Consider the following 19388-nt stretch of genomic DNA (forward strand, 5'->3'; position numbering starts at 1 on the left):
GGTGTGCGGCGGGGCGAAGAGCCGCACCCGCCCGAGCGCCCCGAGGCCGGTGGCGGTGGCGATCGTCGTCCCGCTCCGGGCGAGGCTGCCGTCGCCGCGGATCCAGCTCGCGACCTGGACGAGCCCGAAGGCGGCGAGGAGCCAGGCCGCCGGGCGCGCTTCGCCGGCGAGCAGCCCGCCGCCGGCCAGCGCGGGAAGCAGGAAGAGGAGCGGCGTGAGCGGCGAGCGCCAGCGCGGCACGCTGCGCAGCTGGGCATAGATCATCGAGGTCGCGACGACGGTCGCCATGGCGGCCGCGCCGGCCGGCACCCCGATCCAGCGGGAGCGGATGCCGAGAAGCCCCCAGACCGCCGCGAAGAGCGTGAAGAGGAGGAGGGTGGCGACGGCGAGGATCGCCTCGCGGCTCAACCAGGAGCTGCGCCACTGGCTGAAGGCCTTGAGGAACCGGCGCGGCTGGCCGAGGTGAAGGAGGCTCGCGAGCAGGCCCGCCGCGGCGAGGCCGGCGGCCAGCGTCGAGATCGCGAGCGCGTGGAGCTGCCCGACCGCCGCGTCGCCGACGCCGAGCCAGGCCATCAGCCCGAAGCCGAGCCCGGAGAGCGTGGTGAAGGCGATGATCGACGGGGTGGGGTGCATGCCGGCCGGAGCGGCCCTAGAGGCGCGCGAGCGCCCGGTCGAGCCAGCCGAGGAAGCCGCCCTCGGCCTCCGGCAGCGGCTCGAGCAGCGGCGCGAGCAGGTCGACGTCGCGCTCTCGCGGCGGCAGGTACTTGTTGGTCGGCCGGGTGCGCTGCTCGGGCATGAGATCGAAGCCGCCCCGGCTGGCGACCAGCCGCGACACCGCGCTCCCGGGGTCGCCGAGGTCGCCGAAATGCCGCGCGCCGGTCGGGCAGGTCCGGACGCAGGCGGGGATGCGGTCCACCTCCGGCAGCGAGGGGTTCTCGATCCGGTCGTAGCAGAGGGTGCACTTCTTCATCACCCCCTGCGACGGATCGAGCTCCCGCGCGCCGTAGGGGCAGGCCCAGGCGCAGAGGCCGCAGCCGATGCAGTCCGCCTCGTTGACCAGCACGATGCCGTCCGATGCGCGCTTCAGGCTCGCCCCCGTCGGGCAGACGGTGACGCAGGGCGCATCCGCGCAATGCAGGCAGGACTTCGGGAAATGGACGACGCGCGCCGGTCCGTCATCGGGAACGGCCTCGAAGCCGTGGACGTGATTGAGAAAGGCGCCATCGGGCTCCGGCCCGTAGGGGTCGCGGTCCGAGAGCGGCGCGCAGGGTCCGCTCGTCGTGTTCCACTCCTTGCAGGCCACGACGCAGGCGTGGCAGCCGACGCAGGTGTCGAGGTCGATGACGAGCCCGAGCGCCCGCTCGGTCGAGGCGGGCAGCGAGGTCATGCGGAGAGGTCCGCGGATCGATCCATGGCGTGGTGGCTCCCTGCATCGGCTCCGGCCCAGCTTAGAGGCGGATGCGGGGCACGGAAAGGACCGCCGCAACGAGGCGGCGGTCCAACTTTCTCCGGCTGCCGCGTGGCGTCAGCTCTTCACATAGTCCGGCCGGCCCTCCAGCGCCTCGGGCGTGAGCGAGGTGCGCAGCACCACCCGGCCGGAGTCGTTCTGCATGAACTCGACCTCGTCGAGCGCGAGCAGCACGGTATTGGAGCCGAACCCGAGGAAGCCGCCGAACTTCGCGGCCACGCTCTCCGCCTTGCCGTCGGCGCCGAGGACGACGTCCTCGACCGATGCGATCACCTCGCCTTCGCTGCTGCGGATGTCGGCGCCGATGATCTGGTCGGCGGTCAGCTGCGCGACCTCGACCGGCGTGAAGTTCTCGTCCGTCACCCAGTCCCCGGTCAGCGGCGCGGGCTCGGCCGGGGCCATCGTTTCGGGTGCGGGGGCGGTCGTCCCGGGGGCGGGATCGGCCGCGGGCGCCTCGTTCTGCGCCAGGGCGCCGGTGGCGATCAGGGCGCCGAGAGCGGCGCTTGCGAGCAGGGGCTTCAGCATGTGTCGTTCCTTTCGCGCATTGTCTGCGGCGGCCGATGCATCTCGCCGCCGGGTTGCATGGCAGAAACGCCCGGCCCCCCTGCCGAGTTCCCGCGGCGCCCCACGTTCGCGGGCCCCTCGTCAGCGCGGGACGAGCACTGCCTGCGGCGGAAACCGCGGCTCCGAGCGGCTGCGCGCCGGCACCCGCTCCAGGCGGACGCGGAGATCGTACCAGGCGGCCTGGCCGGTGACCGGATCGGAGTTCGCCGTGCCGTCGCGGCGGCGCTCGGGGATCAGATGGTTGAGGAGGAAGCCGCGCGTCGCCTCCGGCGCGCGCGGGTCGAGCGCCCAGGCGCCGGGGCGCTTGCCGATGGCGTTCCAGGTCCAGACGGTCATCGGGTTGAGCGCATCCATGCGCGCGACCGGCACGCTGATCCGGCCGTGCGGCGAGACGACGTCGGCCCAGTCGCCCGCCTCGAACCCGAGCGCCTCCCAGACGGCGCCCGGGACGTAGAGCGGGTTCTCGCCGTGGATCTGCCGCAGCCAGGCGTTCTGCGCGCCCCAGGAGTGATACATCGCCGCCGGCCGCTGGGTGATGGCGTGCAGCGGATAGTCGTCCGCCTCCGTTTCGTCCGGCGCGGGATACCAGACCGGGAGCGGCGCCATGGCGCGGGCCAGCGTGTCGCGCAGATGCTCCGGCGGCTGCTGCGCGCCCTTGCCGAGCGCCGCGGCCTGGAAGCGGGCCAGCGGCTCGGCGTAGATCTGGAAGAGGAAGGGCTGCGGCGCGTCGACGAGGCCGGTCGCCACGGCCCAGTCCTGGTAGGCGGCGTTCCACGGCTTGAAGAAGGCCGCCTCCTCGGGGACGTGGCCGGACCAGAAGCCGCCGTTCGCGACGTAGCGGTCGATCTGCTGCGGGTTGGGTGCCCCGCGCCCCTCCGCCGCCCCGTCTTCGCCGCGCCAGCCGGCGAGGGGGCCGACGCCGGGGCGGCGCTGGTGGCGGACGATATAGTCGGCATAGTCGGCGAAGCTCGGCGTGCCGTCGGGCTCGATCATGCCCGGCAGCCCGAGCCGGTGGCCGAGATCGAGCAGCACGCTCTGGAACGGCCGCACGTCGCGATCGGGCGCCACCACCGGCCAGCGGATGGCGTCCTGCGCCGCGTCGGGCTCCGAGATCGGCCGGTCGAGGAGGCTCAGGCAGTCGTGCCGCTCGAGATAGGTGGTGTCGGGCAGGACGAGGTCGGCATAGGCGGTCATCTCCGAGGCATAGGCGTCGGCGACGATGATCCGCGGGATGAGATACTCCCCGGAAGCATCGGTCGCGGTGAGCATTTCCATCGTCCCGGCGGTGTTCATCGCCGAGTTCCACGCCATGTTGGCCATGTAGAGGAAGAGCACCTCGATCGGATAGGGGTCGGCCGCGACGGCGTTGGCGATCACCATGTGCATCATGCCGTGCGCGGCGAGCGGCGCCTCCCAGGAGAAGGCCTTGTCGATGCGCTTCGGCCGCCCCTCCGCGTCGACGGCGAGATCCTCCGGCCCGCGCGGATAGCCGAGGTGCGGGCCGTCGAGCGGCTTGCCGGGGGTCACCTTGTGGTGCGGCTTGGGGTGGATGGCGAGGGGCTTCGGATAGGGCGGCTTGAAGCGGAAGCCGCCCGGCGTCTCGACCGTCCCGAGCAGCATCTGCAGGAGGTGGATCGCCCGGCAGGTCTGGAAGCCGTTGGCATGCGCCGAGATGCCGCGCATGGCGTGGAAGGCGACGGGCCGGCCGACCATCCGCTCGTGGCGGCGGCCGCGGAAGTCCGTCCACGGCCGCTCGAGGGTGATTTCCTCCTCGAAGGCGGTCCGGGCGAGGAGCGCCGCCAGCCGGCGGATCTCCTCCGCCGGGACGCCGCAGGCCGGCCCCACCGCCTCGGGCGCCAGCGCCGGGTCGAGATAGGCCTCCGCCATCAGCTGGAAGACCGGCTTGGCATGGGTCGGGCCGACGTTGAAGGTGCCGGCGAGCGCGGGCCGGACGCCCGCCGCGTCCCAGGGCACGGCCCGGTGCCGCTCCGGGTCCCAGACGAGCTCGCGCCCCTCCTCGTCGCGCAGGAAGCCGCCGAAGCCCGGCGAGCGCGGATCCTGGTCGACGAGATGCGCGACGTTGGTGAAGGCGAGCAGATAGGGCAGGTCGATCCGGCCGGCCGTCATCAGCACGTGCACGAGGCTGAGGACGAGGAGCCCGTCGGTCCCCGGGGCGATCCCGATCCACTGGTCGGCGATCGCGGAATAGCCGGTCCGCACCGGGTTGATCGAGACGACGCGCGCGCCGCGGGCCTTCAGCTTGCCGAGGCCGATCTTGATCGGGTTGGAATCGTGGTCCTCCGCCACGCCGAAGAGGAGGAGGAGTTTCGTCCGCTCCCAGTCCGGCGCGCCGAACTCCCAGAAGGCGCCGCCGAGGGTGTAGATCCCCGCCGCCGCCATGCTGACCGAGCAGAAGCCGCCATGCGCGGCATGGTTCGGCGTGCCGTACTGCTGCGCCCACCAGCCGGTGAAGGACTGCGACTGGTCGCGGCCGGTGAAGAAGGCCAGCCGCTCGGGATGCTTTTCGCGCACCGGCGCGAGCCAGTTGGTGGCGATGCCCAGCGCCTCGTCCCAGCCGATCTCCCTGAATTCGCCCGAGCCGCGCGGCCCGGTGCGCCTGAGCGGCGCGCGCAGCCGGGCGGGCGAGCGGTGCTGCATGATCCCGGCCGCGCCCTTGGCGCAGAGGACCCCGCGGTTGACCGGATGGTCGCGGTTGCCCTCTATGTGCTTCACACGCCCGCCCTGCATGTGCACGTCGATGCCGCAGCGGCAGGCGCACATGTAGCAGGTGGTCTTGCGGATCTCGTCGGAGACCTCGGGTGCTGGATCGGCGGGCAAGCTCTCCTCCCTCGGGCGATGCTCGCAGGGGATGGGCGGAACTGGCAAGCCCTCATGCGTTTCTCCGGGTGAATGGCTCGGTCCTGTCGTGCGCCCCCCCGCGTTAACCTCTCGTCGCGGCCGCAATTCGTATGGCCGCTCTCCAGCCTCCTTCCAGCCGCATTCCAGTCCACCCAAGTCGCTGTTAACAAGACCGGAATTCCCTCGATCCCGATTCACCCCCCCGAGGGCCGCCGGGCCGAGAGGACGAAGTCGCCGACGTCCTGCCAGACCCGCGGGGCCTGCAGGTCGCGGAAGAGCCAGTGCCAGCCGTCCGGGTAGAGGACGTAGCCGACGCGGCCGGGGATGCGCTCCTCGACCCGGCGGACCTGGGCGGGGGTCAGCACCTCGTCGCGGGCCCCCATGAGCGTGAGGGTCGGGATCGTCACCACCGGCGCCACGGCCGCCGCCCGGTCCATCAGCTCGACGAGGCCGTAGAGCTCGCGGCTGGTCGGGTCGCCGATGTGGCGCGGGTCGGCGACGGCGCGGGCGATGGCCTCGGGGTTGTCGGTCGGACGGATGGTGATGAGCCCCCCGCCGGTCCAGCGCCGCTCGGGCACCGCCGCCGCCGCGATCCGGGCGGCGGTCCGGTAGAGCGGGTTGAGCGCGTCGCCGCCGGCGATGGCCGGGCCGACGAGGACGAGGGCGTCGGCCTCCAGCCCCTCGGCGGCCGCCGCCAGCGCGATCCCGCCACCCATGGAGTGGCCGATCACCACCAGCGGAACATCCGGGTAGTGGGCGCGCAGATGATGCGACATGGCGACGGCGTCCTGCGCCAGTGCGTCGACGCCGGGCCAGTCGTGGCGGCTGGCGGTGCCGCCGAAGCCGCGCTGGTCGGGAGCGTAGACGGCGATGCCGCGGGCGGACCAGGCCCGCGCCGCGTCCTCGTAGGCGAGATCTCCGGTGTCGCCGAACCCGTGCAGCGCCAGGATGACCGCCCGCGTCTCGCCCCTGGCCGGCCAGTAGTGGAGCGGCAGCGCCTCGCCCGGCGTCGGCGCCGGCGCGCGGGCGCAGGCGGCGAGGAGGAGCAGGAGGGCAAGACGGACGGGCGACATCCGGGAAAGAGTAAGCGCGGCCGCGGCCGGGACAAGGACGCAGGGTGTCCGTCGGCATGGGGGCTGGCGAGGCCATGGGGCGCGTGGTAGCAGGCAGCGATATTCGGGAGAGACGATCGTGAACACGGACGAGGCCCTGGCCTGGCTCGAGGGGCGGCCTGACATCACCAGCCTCAGGGCGGCGGTCTGCGACCTCAACGGCATCCTCAGGGGCAAGCGGGTGCCGGTGGTGCAGGCGGAGAAGGTGCTCGGGGGGGAGATGCGGATGCCGTATTCGATCACCTGCCTCGACATCTGGGGCGAGGACGTGAAGGGCAACCCGCTGGTCTTTCAGCAGGGCGACATCGACGGCCGCTGCGAGCCGACGGGGCGGGGGTTCCTGCCGATGAACTGGCTCGGCTCCCCCACGGCACTGCTGCCGCTCTGGATGCTGAACGAGGACGGCTCGCCGTACCTCGGCGACCCGCGACGGGCGCTGGCGGCGGTCTGCGAGCGGTATGCGGCCAAGGGGCTGACGCCGGTGGTGGCGACCGAGCTCGAGTTCTACCTCGTCGACACCACGGGCGAGGTGCCGACGCCGCCGCGGTCGCCGGTGACGCACAAGTTCCTCGACGGGGACGGGGCGCTGTCGATCGACGATCTCGACCATTTCGAGGCCTTCTTCACCGACGTCTATGGCGCCTGCGACGCGCATGACGTGCCGGTCGACAGCGCGATCTCGGAGAACGGGGGAGGGCAGTTCGAGATCAACCTCCTGCACGTCCCCGACCCGCTGAAGGCGGCGGACGACGCGCTCTACTTCAAGCGGTTCGTGAAGGGGATCGCGCGGAAGTACGAACTGGCCGCCTCCTTCATGGCCAAGCCCTTCCTCGACCGGGCGGGGAACGGGTTCCACGTCCATTTCAGCCTGCTCGACCGCGAGGGGCGCAACGTCTTCGACAGCGGGACGCCGGAGGGGTCGGAGACGATGCGGCACGCGGTCGGGGGGGTGCTGTCGCTGATGCGGGCGTCGAGCCTGATCTTCGCGCCGCACCGCAACTCCTACCGGCGGCTGACGCCGAACGCGCATGTGGCGAGCGAGGCCTGCTGGGGCTACGAGACGCGGGCGGCGGCGGTCAGGATCCCGGGCGGGCCGAACGCGGCGCGGCGGATCGAGCACCGGGTGGCGGGGGCGGACGCGAACCCCTACCTGGTGCTGGCGGCGATCCTCGGGGCGGGGCTCGAGGGGATCGAGCGGCGGATCGAGCCGCCGGCGCCGATGGTGAGCGCCGAGGAGGCGCTGCCGATCGACTGGAAGCAGGCGATCGAGAGCTTCGAGCGGAGCGAGGCGATGGGGAAGATCTTCGACCCGGTGCTCCGCGACGCCTTCGTCGGGATGAAGAAGCAGGAGCTGCAGGTCTTCTCGCAGCAGATCAGCCCGTTCGAGCACGAGACCTACCTCGAGACGGTCTGAAGCGTGCGGGCGCACGGCGCGCACGTGTGCCCACCCTGCAGGCCATTGAAATTGCTAATGGAATTTTCCGTCTATACAACGTATTGACAGCTTCGCGCGCGCTGCGGGCCCGTGCGGCGGCTTCGCCGGGCGGCGTTGACCCTGTGCGCCTCGACGGAAAAATCATCGCTCGTCGACCAGCCCGACCCGGGCGGCTTGCGCCTCGGCTGAGGTCTGCACGCGCGTGCAACATCGGGCTTTGCCGCTGGAGGGCGCGGCGGGGCAGGGTCGTTGCAGGTTGTTGTGCACAGGTGTGCATTGGCTGTTGACTCGCGGGCGCGGGCTGTGGGAGCGTCGGGCGAAAGGGGCGCAAGACCCCGGCGTGGTGGGAGAGACGCTTGCGCGGATGGCTGGCTTCACCCGTTGACGGATCGGCCCGGTGAGCGTGACGTCGCCGGACAGGACCGGGGCGAAGGCCGCGGCGCCGGCGCGGCGGCTGCGCTATCGGCTGCGGATCGCGGCCAGCGAGCCGACGACGCTGATCGGCCTGCTGATGGCGGCGCTCTTCGCCTATCTGATCGTGGTGCCGATCGTCTCGCTGCTCTTCGACGCGGTGCAGGTGCAGCTCGGCGACCAGCGGCGGACCGGGGCGGAGGTCGGCAGCTTCACCTGGTACTATCTCGAGCGGACATTCGGCTCGCGGGTGGCGCACCATCTCTTCTGGGGGCCGCTCGTCAACACGCTGACCGTCGCGCTCGGGGCGATCGTGCTGGCGATGGCGGTGGGGGGCACTCCGGCCCGGCTGCTGGCGCGGACCGACATGTTCGGGCGCCGGTGGTTCGCGACGGCGCTGATCGTGCCCTACATGCTGCCGGCCTGGACCTTCGCGCTGGCCTGGACGACGCTGTTCAAGAACCGCACCGTGGGCGGGCAGGCGGGGTGGCTCGAGACGCTGGGCTTCGCGCCGCCGGACTGGCTGGCCTACGGGCGGGTGCCGGTGACGATCATCCTGGCGCTGCACTATGCGCCCTTCGTGATCCTGCTCTTCGGCAACGCGCTCAGGCGGTTCGACAGCCAGCTCGAGGATTCGGCGCGCATCCTCGGGGCCGGGCGGCTGACGGTGATGCGGCAGGTCGTGCTGCCCTTGATGCGGCCGGCGCTGATGTCGGCGATGGTGCTGATCTTCGCCAAGTGCCTCGGCGAGTTCGGCGTGCCCTACGTGCTCGGGCTGCCGGTCGCCTTCGACACGCTGGCGACCTCGCTCTACCAGAACATCGCCTCGCGGCAGTCGGGGGTCGCGGCGGTGCTGGCGGGGGCGATCATGCTGATCGGGGTCATCACGCTAACGATCGACGCCTGGCTGATGCGCGAGGCGCGGCGGTTCGTGACGGTCGGCTCGAAGGGGTCGATGGACCGGCTGAGCCCGCTCGGGGGCTGGCGCTGGGGGGCGACGGGGTTCGCGGCGCTGATGTTCGCGCTCTCGGTCGGGCTGCCGCTGCTGACGCTCGCGCTCTCGACGGTGATGAAGGTGCCGGGGCGGTTCGCGCTCGACAACTTCACCCTCGACTACTGGATCGGGACCGGGCTCAACACCGTGGCGCTGCAGACCGGGATCCTGCTCTCGCCCGACCTCTGGAACGCGGCCTGGAACAGCCTGCGCATCGTCGGCATCGCCTCGCTGACCTCGGGGCTGCTCGGGCTGCTGGTCGGCTATGTCGTGGTGCGCACGCCGTTCCGGCCGCTCGGGACCTTCCTGAGGCAGGTGACCTTCCTGCCCTACCTGGTGCCGGGGATCGCCTTCGCCACCGCCTATCTCTCGCTCTTCGCGGTGCCGCGCGGGCCGATCCCGGCGCTCTACGGCACCTGGGTCATCCTGATGCTGGCGCTGATCGCCGACCAGATGCCCTATGCCTCGCGGGCGGGCATCGCGGCGATGACGCAGCTCGGCAAGGACCCGGAGGAGGCGGCGCAGGTGGCGGGCGCCGGCTGGCTGCGGCGGATGGTCTCGATCGTCATCCCGATCCAGAAGGGCGCGCTGACGACCGGCGTGCTGCTGCCCTTCATCTCCGGGATCAAGGGGCTCAGCCTCTTCGTCGTGCTGGCGGTGCCGAGCACCGACGTGCTGACGACCTTCTCGCTGCGGCTCGTCGACTACCACTATACGCAGGCGGCCAACGCCGTCGTCCTCATCATCGCGGCGCTCGCCTATTTCGGCGCGCTGCTCGGACAGAAGCTGACCAGGAGCAACCTGGCAGAGGGCCTGGGAGGCTGAGGATGCCGCGGATCAACCTCATGGGCGTGCGCAAGAGCTACGGCGGGGGCGGGCCGAACGCGGTCGAGGCGCTCGACCTCGAGATCGCCGACGGCGAGTTCATGTGCCTGCTCGGGCCCTCGGGCTGCGGCAAGACCACGACGCTCCGGATGATCGCCGGGCTCGAGCACCTGAGCGACGGCGAGATCCGCGTCGGCGCGCGGGTGGTCGACTCGGTGGGCGAGGGGGTCTTCGTGCCGCCCGAGAAGCGGCAGATGGGGCTCGTCTTCCAGAGCTACGCGCTCTGGCCGCACCTGACGATCGAGCGCAATACCGACTTCGGGCTGAGGCTGCGCAACGTGCCGCGCGCCGAGCGGGAGGCGCGGGTGACGCGCGTGATGAAGACGCTCGGGATCGAGGCCTACCGCGACCGCTATCCCTCGCAGCTTTCCGGCGGCCAGCAGCAGCGGGTGGCGCTGGCGCGGATGCTGGCGGTGAACCCGGAGGTGCTGCTGCTCGACGAGCCGCTCTCGAACCTCGACGCGGCGCTGCGCCTCGAGATGCGGGCCGAGCTGAAGCGGCTGCACCGCGAGTTCGGCACCACCATCGTCTTCGTCACCCACGACCAGTGGGAGGCGATGACGCTGGCGACGACGATCGCGGTGATGAGCCAGGGGCGGCTGCAGCAGGTGGGAAGCCCGAACGAGATCTACGACCGGCCGGCGAACCGCTTCGTCGCCCAGTTCGTCGGCAATCCGCCGATCAACATGATCGACCTCGCGGCGGGAACGCCGCTCGCCGTGTCGGCGCGCCGCTTCCTCGGCGAGCGGTCGCCGGACGCGGGGGCGGTCGGCCTGCGGCCGGAGGCGATCCGCCTCGGCGGCGAGGCCGGGGACTTCGCCGGGCCGGCCGAGGTGACGGGCGTGCTGCCGACGGGCGGGAGCTGGATCGTCGAGCTGGAGAGCGACGGGGCGAAGCTCTTCCTGACGACGCACCAGCCGCCCGAGGTCGGGCCGGGCGAGCGGGTGCGCTTCGCCGTCAGGCCGGAGGCGCTGCACGTCTTCGATCGGGACGGAAGCCGGTCCGCCGTGGCGGATGCGGCCTTTGCCCATGGCAGGATGAATTGAGCGACAAGGGAGGAAAGGTCATGCGCAGGATGCTCGGGGTTTCGGCGGCGGCCTTGCTCGCCGCCTTCGGCGGGATGGCGGTGGCGGAGGAGTTCGACCTGCAGGCGCTGGTCGCCGCGGCCGAGGCCGAGCCGCCGTTGCAGGTCTATTCGAACACCGGCAAGATCGTGGAGCAGGCCGAGGCCTTCTCGAAGAAGTACGGCATCGAGGCGACCGGCACCAAGGCGAACGCCGCGGCGCAGCTCGAGATGGTGATCCGCGAGGCGCAGGCCGGCAACGTCCAGGGCGACGTGCTGCAGATCAGCGACGTCGCCGCCGGCGCGGCGCAGCTGCTGCCCGAGGGGTTCGTGACGAGCTGGGTGCCGCCGGATCTCGCCGACAGCATCGACGCGCGCTACCGGGATCCGCTCGTCATCGCCAACGAGGCGAACGTCTGGGCCTACAACACCGAGGCGCACGAGACTTGCCCGATCGAGAATATCTGGCAGCTGACCGAGCCGGAGTGGAAGGGCAAGGTCGCGCTGCAGGATCCGATCGGCAAGGCCTCCTACATCGACTGGTTCAACCAGATGGCGACCCATGGCGACGAGGCCGTCGCCAAGGCCTACGAGGCGCGCTACGGCAAGCCGCTCGAGACCGACGAGGCGAGCGCGACCGCCGCCTGGGTCGCCGCCCTGGCGGCGAACGGGCCGCTGCTGACCGATGCCGACGAGGCGGCGGCGCAGGCGGTGGGGGCGCCCGGCCAGGCCGATCCCTTCGTCGGGATGATGAGCTCGGCCAAGTTCCGCAACAACACCGAGGCGGGGGCGAAGCTCGGCATCTGCGCCGGCATGCAGCCCTGGGCCGGCTGGCTCTATCCGAGCCTCGGGCTGATCGCGGCGGGCACCGACAGCCCGAACGCAGCCAAGCTCTTCGTCCGCTACCTGCTGACCGAGGAGGGGATCGCGCCGCAGGCCGAGGACGGCAAGATGTCGACCAACGCCGACGCGAAGCTGCCGGATGACGAGCCCTCGGGCATCGCCGGGGTCGTCGAGCAGATGTTCCCCTACGACCCGTCGAGCGCTGCCGAGGACTGGGACGCCCGGCAGGACTGGCAGGATCTCTGGCGGGTCAGCTACGTGAAGTGAACGCGCGCCGGAACGGCCGAGCCAAAGGAGGAATGGAGATGCAGACGCAGTGCCTGAAAGCCGCAGCCTCGGCCGCCGCGCTCCTCGCCGCGGCGGCCCTGGCCGGGCCGGCCGCCGCCGAGGCGTTCGATCTCGACGCGCTGGTGACGGCGGCCAAGGCCGAGCCGCCGATCACGATCTACGATTCGACCGGCAAGATCGTGGAGATGGCCGAGAACTTCACCCGGAAGTACGGGGTGCAGGCGACCGGCGAGAAGGTCTCGGCCTCGAGCCAGCTCGAGATGATCATCCGCGAGGCGCAGGCGAAGAACGTCCAGGGCGATGTCGTGCTCATCACCGACGCCCCCGCGGGGCTGGCGCAGCTGCTGCCCGAGGGCTTCGTCGAGAGCTGGGTGCCGCCCGACATGGCGGAGAAGATCCCGGCGAAGTTCCAGGACCCGCTCGCCATCAGCACCAACGCCAGCGTCTGGGCCTACAATACCGAGGTCCACGACGAATGCCCGGTGAAGAACCTCTGGGAGCTGACGCTGCCGGAGTGGAAGGGCAAGGTCGCCTTCTACGACCCGCTCTCCAAGCCGACCTATCCGGATTGGTTCAACCAGACCGAGATGCACCACGACGACGCGATGGCGGCCGCCTACGAGACGCAGTTCGGCGCCGAGCTCGACCGTAGCGAGGAGAGCGCGACGGCCGCCTGGGTGAAGGCCTTCGCGGCGAACGGGCCGCTCCTGGCCGATTCGGACGATGCGATCTCCGAGGCGGTGGGCGCGCCCGGGCAGGCGGAGCCGTTCTTCGGCCTGCTCAGCTCGGCCAAGTTCCGCGACAATGCCGACAAGGGCTACAAGCTCGGGCTCTGCAAGGACCTCGGGCCCTGGCCGGGCTGGACCTACACCAAGCTCGGGCTGATCGCGAGCGGCACCGACAGCCCGAACGCGGCGAGGCTCTTCATCCACTACATCCTGACGCCGGAGGGCATCGCGCCGCAGGTCGTCGACGGCAAGCTGCCGACCAACCCCGACATCGGGTTGCCGGCGGACGAGCCGTCGGGGATCGGCGAGGTGCTCGACCGGCTCGAGCAGTACGACGCCTCGACCGCGCTCGACGACTGGGACATGCGCCAGGACTGGCAGGACTTCTGGCGGGTGAACTACAGGAAGTGAGCGACGGACGATGACCACCCACGCCGAGAGCGGAGAGCTGATGCGGGTCGCCGAGGCGGCGGCGCTGGAGGTGTCGCCGATGCTGCGCGCCGCCTTCCGCTCGGCGATGGAGATCGCGACCAAGCGCGACCTGCACGACATCGTCACCCGGCACGACCGCGCCTCGGAGGCGGCGATCGCGCGGTCGATTCGCGGCGCCGTGCCGGCTTCGGTGATCGTCGGCGAGGAGGGCGGGCGGCAGGGCGAGGGCAGGGTGGTCTGGTACGTCGACCCGATCGACGGCACGACCAACTTCGCCCGCGGCCTGCCGAGCTGGTGCGTGTCGATCGCCGCCGAGGTGGACGGCGCGCTGGTCGCGGGCGTCGTGCATGCGCCGCTGACGGGCGAGACCTTCCGGGCCGACCTCTCGGGCGCCTGGCTCGGCGCGGCGCCGCTCGCCGCCGGCGCCCGCGCGCGGGAGGAGGAGGCGGTGCTGCTGACGAGCTTCCCGGTCGCCCGGCACTATGCGGCGCTGGGCGGAGCCGCATCCGCCCCGCACCGCGCGCTCGCCGAGGCCTTCCTGTCGCTGCGCGATCCCGGCAGCGGGGCGCTGCAGCTCGCCTGGGTGGCCGCCGGCTGGGCCGACGCCACGCTCGGCTTCATGACCAATCCCTGGGACATCGCCGCCGGGGCGCTGATCCTCGAGCGCGCCGGCGGGCGGTTCGTGGCGCTCTCGCGCGGCGAGGCGCTGCCGGCGCAGCAGCACGCCGATGACTACTACGGCGTCGGTGCCGGCGCGGTCTATCCGACCCTCGACCGGGTCGCCCGCGAAGTTTCCTCGCGCCTGCCGGTGCGGGCCGATCTGGAGGCCGCCGATGCCTGATTCCCGAGCCCTTTCCGGCCGCAAGCTTCCGCCGCCGCGGGCGCTGCTGCTCGACTTCGGCGGGGTCATCGTCGAGACGGCCAAGGTGCCGGGCTGGGAGGGGACGCTCGCGGCCGAGGTCGCCCTGCGGCTGGCCGGCATCGCCGGGGCGCCCGATCCCGCGCAGATCGAGCGCGACATCGGCTTCGGCGCCCGCGCCGACTCGCGCTGGAAGGACGCCATGTCGCGGCCCTTCGCCCCGCGCGAGCTTACCCACGCCGAGTTCTGGGGCGACTTCGTGGCCGCCGACTGGCCCGCCGCCGCCCGCGAGGCGGTGGTGGCCGATGCCGCCGAGCTCTGCCGGCGCATGGGCCACCTGAAGAGCGAGCGGCGTCTCCGCCCGGGGATGGCCGCGCTGCTCGATGCGGCCGACGCCGCCGGCATCCCCGTCGGCATCGTCAGCAACGCGCTCTCAGGCCAGGTGCATCTCGACTGGCTGGCCGAGCACGGGATGACCCGCCGCTTCGCGGTGATGATCCACAGCGACGAGGCCCGCGTCCGCAAGCCCAACCCGGAGATGATCCTGCTCGCCGCGCGCGCGCTCGGCGTCGCTCCGGGCGAGGCCTGGTATGTCGGCGACAACTTCGACCGCGACGTCCTCTGCGGCCGCCGCGCCGGGATCGGCGGCAACATCCTGATGGAGGCGCAGGGCACCTGGGAGCTGCCCTATGAGCTCGAGCTCCGGCCCGACGCCATCGTCGCCGATCCGAACGGCCTGCTCGCCCTCTTCGAGGCGGCGCTGCGCGAGGCTGCGGCGTGACCCCGGCGGAGGCGGGCGAGCTGCGCGCCGTCGCGGCCGGGGCGGCGACCGCGGTGCGAGCGCCGCTCCTCGCCGCCTTCCGCTCGGCGATGGCGATCGACTACAAGGCCGACCTGCACGACCTCGTCACCCGGCACGACCGCGAGGCGGAGGCGACGATCCGCGGCTTCATCCTCGCCCGCGTCCCCGACTCGAGCATCGTCGGCGAGGAGGACGGCCCGCAGGGCGCGGGCCGGGTGGCCTGGTACGTCGACCCGATCGACGGCACCGCCAACTTCGCCCGCGGCCTCGCCTCCTGGTGCATCTCGGTCGGGGCGGTGGTGGAGGGGGAGATCGTCGCCGGCGCCATCCTCGACCCGGTCGGCGGCAACCTCTTCGAGGCCGATGCCGGCGGGGCGTGGCTGAACGGCGCCCCGATCCGCTCCCAGGCCGTCCCCGACGAGCGGCGGGCGGCGCTCATCACCGGCTATCCGGTCTCCCGCGACTTCCGCCTCGACGGGCGCGAGCGGGCGCTGGCCGGATTCGGCGAGCTGGTCGAGACCTTCTCGACGCTCCGCCGCCCCGGCAGCGCCGCCCTCTCCATCGCCCAGGTCGCCGCCGGCTGGGCCGACGCCGCCTGCGGCTTCGGCGTCAACCCCTGGGACGTCACCGCCGCCATCCTGATCCTGCGGCAGGCCGGCGGCCGCTACCGCCCGCTTTCCCAGGGCAAGGTGCCGCGCGACGCCCCGGCGCATCTCTGCCCCGGCTACGTGGCGACCGGCGCCGGCGCGGCCTATCCGACGCTCGACCGGGTGGCGGACGCGATTTCCGAAGGCCGCATCGCGGCGGCTTCCAGAGTTTCCTCAGTGGCGTGATCCCATGAACATCGACCTCCGCACCGCCGGCCCGGACCCCTCCGACCTCGATGCCCGCGCCGACCTCTGCCGCGACCTGGCGCTCTCGGCGGGCAGGATCGCGCTCGAGGGCCTCGGCCGGGCCGACCGGAGCTTTCGCCTGAAGGGGGCGCAGGACTTCCTGACCGAGACCGACGCGGCGGTCGAGGACCACCTCCGCGCCGCGATCGCCGCGGCCTTCCCGGGCGACGCCTTCCTCGGCGAGGAGGGCGGCGGGCGACCCGGCCGGGAGACCTGGGTGGTCGACCCGATCGACGGCACCGCCAACTTCGCCCGCGGCGTGCCGCACTTCTGCGTCTCGATCGCCTTCGTCCGCGACGGCGCGACCGAGATCGGCGCGATCTGCAACCCGGTGCTCGGCGAGCTGCACTTCGCGCGCCGCGGGGCGGGGGTGGTGCGGAACGGCGCGCCGGTCCGGGTTGCCGCCACCAGCGACTTCGCGGCGGCCTGCGTCGAGCTCGGCTGGTCGAACCGGGTGCCGAACGCGCGCTACCTCGAGGCCATGGCGGCGCTGCTCGAGCTGGGCGCCAACGTGCGGCGGGGCGCCTCCGGCGCGCTCGGGCTCGCCTGGGTCGCCGACGGCCGTTCGGACGGCTATGCCGAGGCGCACATGAATGCCTGGGACTGCCTCGCCGGGCTCCTCATGGTCGAGGAGGCCGGGGGCAGGGTCGGTCGCTTCCTCGAGCTCGGCGGGCTCGAGCGCGGCGGGCCGGTGATCGCCGCCGCCCCCGGCATCGCCGAAGGCTTCGCGGCCGCCACCGGCCTCGCGCTCCGGGCATGAGGGCCGCGGCGGTCAGCCTGATCGAGCCCGGGTCGGGCGGGGTGGCGCGCTGAGCATGCAGCCGGTCGCCGTCATCGCCGATCCGCATTACCACGACGTCAACCATCGTCCGGGCGTGGGGCGGGGCGAGGGGGTCGCGCTCCGCACCCTCGCCGACACCGTCGAGTCGACGCGGGTCTTCAACGAGAGCTTCGCCGCGCTGCCGGCGCTCCTCGACGATATCGTCGCGCGCGGCATCCGCCTCGTGGCGGTGCTCGGCGATCTCACCGACGACGGCCAGGCGGCGACGATGCGCGCCGCCGTGGCGCTGCTCGACCGCTACCGCGAGCGGCACGGGCTGCGCTTCTTCGCGACGCCGGGCAACCACGACCTCTACGCCATCCACGGCCGGCACCAGGGCAAGCGCTTCCTCGATCCCGACGGCGGCCACACGCTGGTGACGAGCGATCCGGCGGCGGCGAAGGGCGCCTCGCGGGGGCGCGTCGTCACGCCGGAGATGTACTGCGGCGGCTACGAGGCGGCGCTGACGGCGATGGCGGGACTCGGGTTCTTCCGCCGGCCGGAGCATCTGCACTGGGAGAGCCCGTTCGGGCGCGACGATGCGCTCGCGGCCCGCAGCTTCGCGATCCGCTCGCCGGACGGCAGCACGGTGCGGCGGATGATCGACGCCTCCTATCTGGTCGAGCCGGTTCCCGGGCTCTGGCTGCTCTCGATCGACGCCAACGTCTTCGAGCCGCGCGACGGCGCGGCCGATCCCGCCGCCGAGGCGAGCTACGTCGACAGCACCGATGCGGGGTGGAATGCGGTGGTGCGGCTGAAGCCCTTCCTGCTCGACTGGATGGCGGACGTCGCGGCGCGGGCGCGGGCGGGCGGCCGGCGGCTTCTTGCCTTCTCGCACTATCCCTGCCTCGACCTGCTCGGGCCGGCGCATGCGGACGAGGTCGCGCTCTTCGGCGAGACCGGGCTGGTGCGGCGGGCGCCGACCGCGGCGACTGCCGGCGCCGTGGCGGCGACGGGGATCGGGGTTCATTTCAGCGGGCATCTGCACGTCAACGAGACGGCGCTCTGGCGGGGCGGCGGCAGTGGTCTCGTAAACGGGGGCCTCGTCAACGTGGCGGTTCCTTCGACGGTCGCCTTCCCGCCGGGGTACAAGATCGTCGCCTTCGAGGATGGCGCGCTCGATGTCCGGACCGTGCTTCTCGACCGGGCGCCCGGCCATGACCTGGCCTTCGCCGCCTATCGGGCGGAGCTGGCGCGGACGGGCGGCGGGCATGCGTCGCTCGCGGCGGCCGAGAGCCTCGGGGCATTCCTCGGCCGGCACCTGGCCGCGCTGGCGGCGGACCGCTACCTGCCGCGGGAATGGCCGGGGGAGATGGCGGCGCGGGCGCGGTGCCTCTGCCTCGGCGAGCTGGCGCGGGTCGCGGGGGCGGCGGACGTGACGCCGCTGCCGTTCCTGACGCTGGTGGAGGACTGGTATCGGCTCCGCAAGGGGCGGGAGCTGGCGCTCGCCGTCATTCCCGGCGATCGCCTGGGGCGCTACCGCGCCCTGGCGGCGGCCTTCGCGGCGCGCCGCTGGCCGGAGGGCGGGACCGAGGCGTGGGTCGCCGGGTTCCTGCGGATGCTCGTGAGCTACATGGACGGCGCGCCGTCCGGCGACTTCCGCGTGGACCTCGGGACGGGGGAGGTGACGGCACGGGGTGGGCACGCGTGCCCGGAGGGGGGTGCCGTTGTTTTTACAGGATAATCGCCTCTCTCGGTAACCGGTTGGAAAGCTTCGTTAACGGGCTGCGGGCGCGAGCCGGTCGGGTGTCGCGGCGGCCGAGAGGATGGCCTCGGCGTGGCCGGCGCGGCCCGGGGTGCGCATCGAGATCCAGACGTGACGGGCCAGGGAGAGGGCGGCGAGGGCCTCGAGGCGGGCGGCGTCGGGCAGTGGGCGGTGCGCGGCGTAGCCGTCGAGGAATGCCGTCTCCTGCGGCGCGAGGGCCGCGGGCGCGTCCCAGCGGCGAAGGGCGAGCTCGCGGAGGTGGGCGAGGAAGTTGGCGACGTCGATGGCGGGGTCGCCGAGGGCGAAGAGGTCGAGATCGACGATCCAGGTCGTCGCCGGGCCGGCGATCACCTGATCGGGGTAGAAGTCGCGGTGGATGCCGGTGACCGGTGCCGGCGGGAGCTGCCGTGCGCGGGCGGCGAGGCGGGGGAGGAGGGCCGCGAGGCGCGGGGCGAGCTCGGGGCGGGCGGCGGCCGCGCGGGCGAGGGCGTCGTCGAGGACGGCGATCTCGTCCTCCATCGACCAGGCGCGGAGGCCGGGCGGCTGGAGGTCGGCGGGCGGGATGGCGTGGAGGCGGGCGAGTGCCCGGCCGGTGGCGGCGAGCGGAGGGAGCGCGCCGCCGGGGGCGAGGAGGTCGGTCAGGGTGGGACCGTCGACGCGGGCCTGGAGCCAGAGGTGGGCGGCGGGCAGGACGGCGACGACGTCGGGGACGGCGGCTGCGCCGCGGAAGCCGGCCGCGGCGAGGCGGCGGTGCAGCGCCGGGGTGCGGTGGTCGGGCCCCTTGTGGCGGAGCTTGCCGTAGGCCTCGAAGGGGGTGCCGTCGGGGGCGCTGCCGCGGTAGGCGACGAGGGCCCGGCGGCCCGGTCGTTCGCGCAGGAGCTTCGGCTGGTCGAGGTGGAGGGGGCGGCCGAGGGCCTGCGAGATCGCCCGTTCCATGCCGGCGCGGTCGAGGGCGCGGGGGAGGGCGCCGGCGGGGCCGAGGAGGTCGGCGGCGCGGCCGAGGAGCCTGGCGGTGACGGCGCCCCAGTCGGGGCGGCGGGCGCGGAAGGGCTCGCAGGCGAGGGCGGCGAGGGCGGCGGCGCGCCAGGGGGCGAGGTCTTCCGCGGAGAGGCGGTCGGCGTAGCCGGCGAGGAAGGCGCGGCCGAGGGCGTCGGCCCGGGCGGCGGCGAGCTGGCCCGCCAGCACGTCGGCGTCGAGCCGGGCTAGGAAGCTGCCGGCGTCGGCGAG

General features: G+C 72.9%; 16 protein-coding genes. 10 read left to right on the top strand and 6 right to left on the bottom strand.

The features are described 5' to 3' along the window. The 5 genes from Q0112_RS03385 to Q0112_RS03405 form a co-directional block, all read right to left on the bottom strand. A partial coding sequence (locus Q0112_RS03385) for a DmsC/YnfH family molybdoenzyme membrane anchor subunit (protein WP_297971406.1) occupies positions 1–633 on the bottom strand: 633 nt, incomplete at its 3' end. Between the two features lie 16 nt (positions 634–649). Beyond that, positions 650–1387 (bottom strand): 4Fe-4S dicluster domain-containing protein, encoded by a 738-nt coding sequence (locus Q0112_RS03390; RefSeq protein ID WP_297971409.1) that lies wholly within the window; start codon positions 1385–1387, stop codon positions 650–652. A 138-nt stretch (positions 1388–1525) separates the two neighbouring features. Then, on the bottom strand, positions 1526–1993 hold the full coding sequence (locus tag Q0112_RS03395; RefSeq protein WP_297971412.1) for a PRC-barrel domain-containing protein: 468 nt from the start codon (positions 1991–1993) through the stop codon (positions 1526–1528). A 120-nt stretch (positions 1994–2113) separates the two neighbouring features. After that, on the bottom strand, positions 2114–4870 hold the full coding sequence (locus Q0112_RS03400; RefSeq protein ID WP_297971414.1) for a molybdopterin-dependent oxidoreductase: 2757 nt from the start codon (positions 4868–4870) through the stop codon (positions 2114–2116). Between the two features lie 215 nt (positions 4871–5085). Further along, positions 5086–5964 carry an alpha/beta fold hydrolase gene (locus tag Q0112_RS03405; RefSeq protein ID WP_297971417.1) on the bottom strand — a complete coding sequence of 293 codons (879 nt, stop codon included), beginning with the start codon at positions 5962–5964 and terminating at the stop codon, positions 5086–5088. 118 nt (positions 5965–6082) lie between these two features. Between Q0112_RS03405 and Q0112_RS03410 the strand changes: the two genes are divergently transcribed. The 10 genes from Q0112_RS03410 to Q0112_RS03455 all read left to right on the top strand — a co-directional run bounded on the left by Q0112_RS03410 (position 6083) and on the right by Q0112_RS03455 (position 18140). Next, on the top strand, positions 6083–7417 hold the full coding sequence (locus Q0112_RS03410; RefSeq protein ID WP_297971420.1) for a glutamine synthetase family protein: 1335 nt from the start codon (positions 6083–6085) through the stop codon (positions 7415–7417). A gap of 418 nt (positions 7418–7835) precedes the next feature. After that, positions 7836–9668: an iron ABC transporter permease gene (locus tag Q0112_RS03415; RefSeq protein WP_297971422.1), complete on the top strand. Its 1833-nt coding sequence runs from the start codon at positions 7836–7838 to the stop codon at positions 9666–9668. Between the two features lie 2 nt (positions 9669–9670). Then, positions 9671–10774, top strand: coding sequence for an ABC transporter ATP-binding protein (locus Q0112_RS03420; RefSeq protein ID WP_297971425.1), 1104 nt, complete (start codon positions 9671–9673; stop codon positions 10772–10774). 20 nt (positions 10775–10794) lie between these two features. Then, complete coding sequence (locus Q0112_RS03425; protein WP_297971427.1) at positions 10795–11901, top strand: ABC transporter substrate-binding protein; 1107 nt, start codon at positions 10795–10797, stop codon at positions 11899–11901. A 38-nt stretch (positions 11902–11939) separates the two neighbouring features. Next, positions 11940–13061 carry an ABC transporter substrate-binding protein gene (locus Q0112_RS03430; protein WP_297971430.1) on the top strand — a complete coding sequence of 374 codons (1122 nt, stop codon included), beginning with the start codon at positions 11940–11942 and terminating at the stop codon, positions 13059–13061. 10 nt (positions 13062–13071) lie between these two features. Then, entirely contained in the window at positions 13072–13923 is an 852-nt protein-coding gene (locus Q0112_RS03435) for an inositol monophosphatase family protein (RefSeq protein ID WP_297971432.1), read from the top strand. Continuing rightward, positions 13916–14722, top strand: coding sequence for an HAD family hydrolase (locus Q0112_RS03440; protein ID WP_297971435.1), 807 nt, complete (start codon positions 13916–13918; stop codon positions 14720–14722). Before Q0112_RS03435 ends, Q0112_RS03440 begins: the two co-directional genes overlap by 8 nt. After that, the gene (locus Q0112_RS03445) at positions 14719–15576 is read left to right on the top strand and encodes an inositol monophosphatase (protein WP_297971437.1); all 858 of its coding nucleotides are present in this window, start codon (positions 14719–14721) and stop codon (positions 15574–15576) included. Before Q0112_RS03440 ends, Q0112_RS03445 begins: the two co-directional genes overlap by 4 nt. A gap of 4 nt (positions 15577–15580) precedes the next feature. Continuing rightward, positions 15581–16396: an inositol monophosphatase family protein gene (locus Q0112_RS03450; RefSeq protein ID WP_297971440.1), complete on the top strand. Its 816-nt coding sequence runs from the start codon at positions 15581–15583 to the stop codon at positions 16394–16396. Positions 16397–16451: 55 nt separating this feature from the next. After that, positions 16452–18140 (top strand): metallophosphoesterase, encoded by a 1689-nt coding sequence (locus Q0112_RS03455; RefSeq protein WP_297971443.1) that lies wholly within the window; start codon positions 16452–16454, stop codon positions 18138–18140. Between the two features lie 33 nt (positions 18141–18173). On the opposite strand, the gene Q0112_RS03460 is transcribed toward Q0112_RS03455, so the two are convergent. Beyond that, positions 18174–19388, bottom strand: a 1215-nt coding sequence (locus tag Q0112_RS03460; protein ID WP_297971444.1) for a phosphotransferase, incomplete at its 5' end; no start/stop codon positions are given.

Source organism: uncultured Amaricoccus sp. (assembly GCF_937858865.1).
Lineage (GTDB): Bacteria > Pseudomonadota > Alphaproteobacteria > Rhodobacterales > Rhodobacteraceae > Amaricoccus.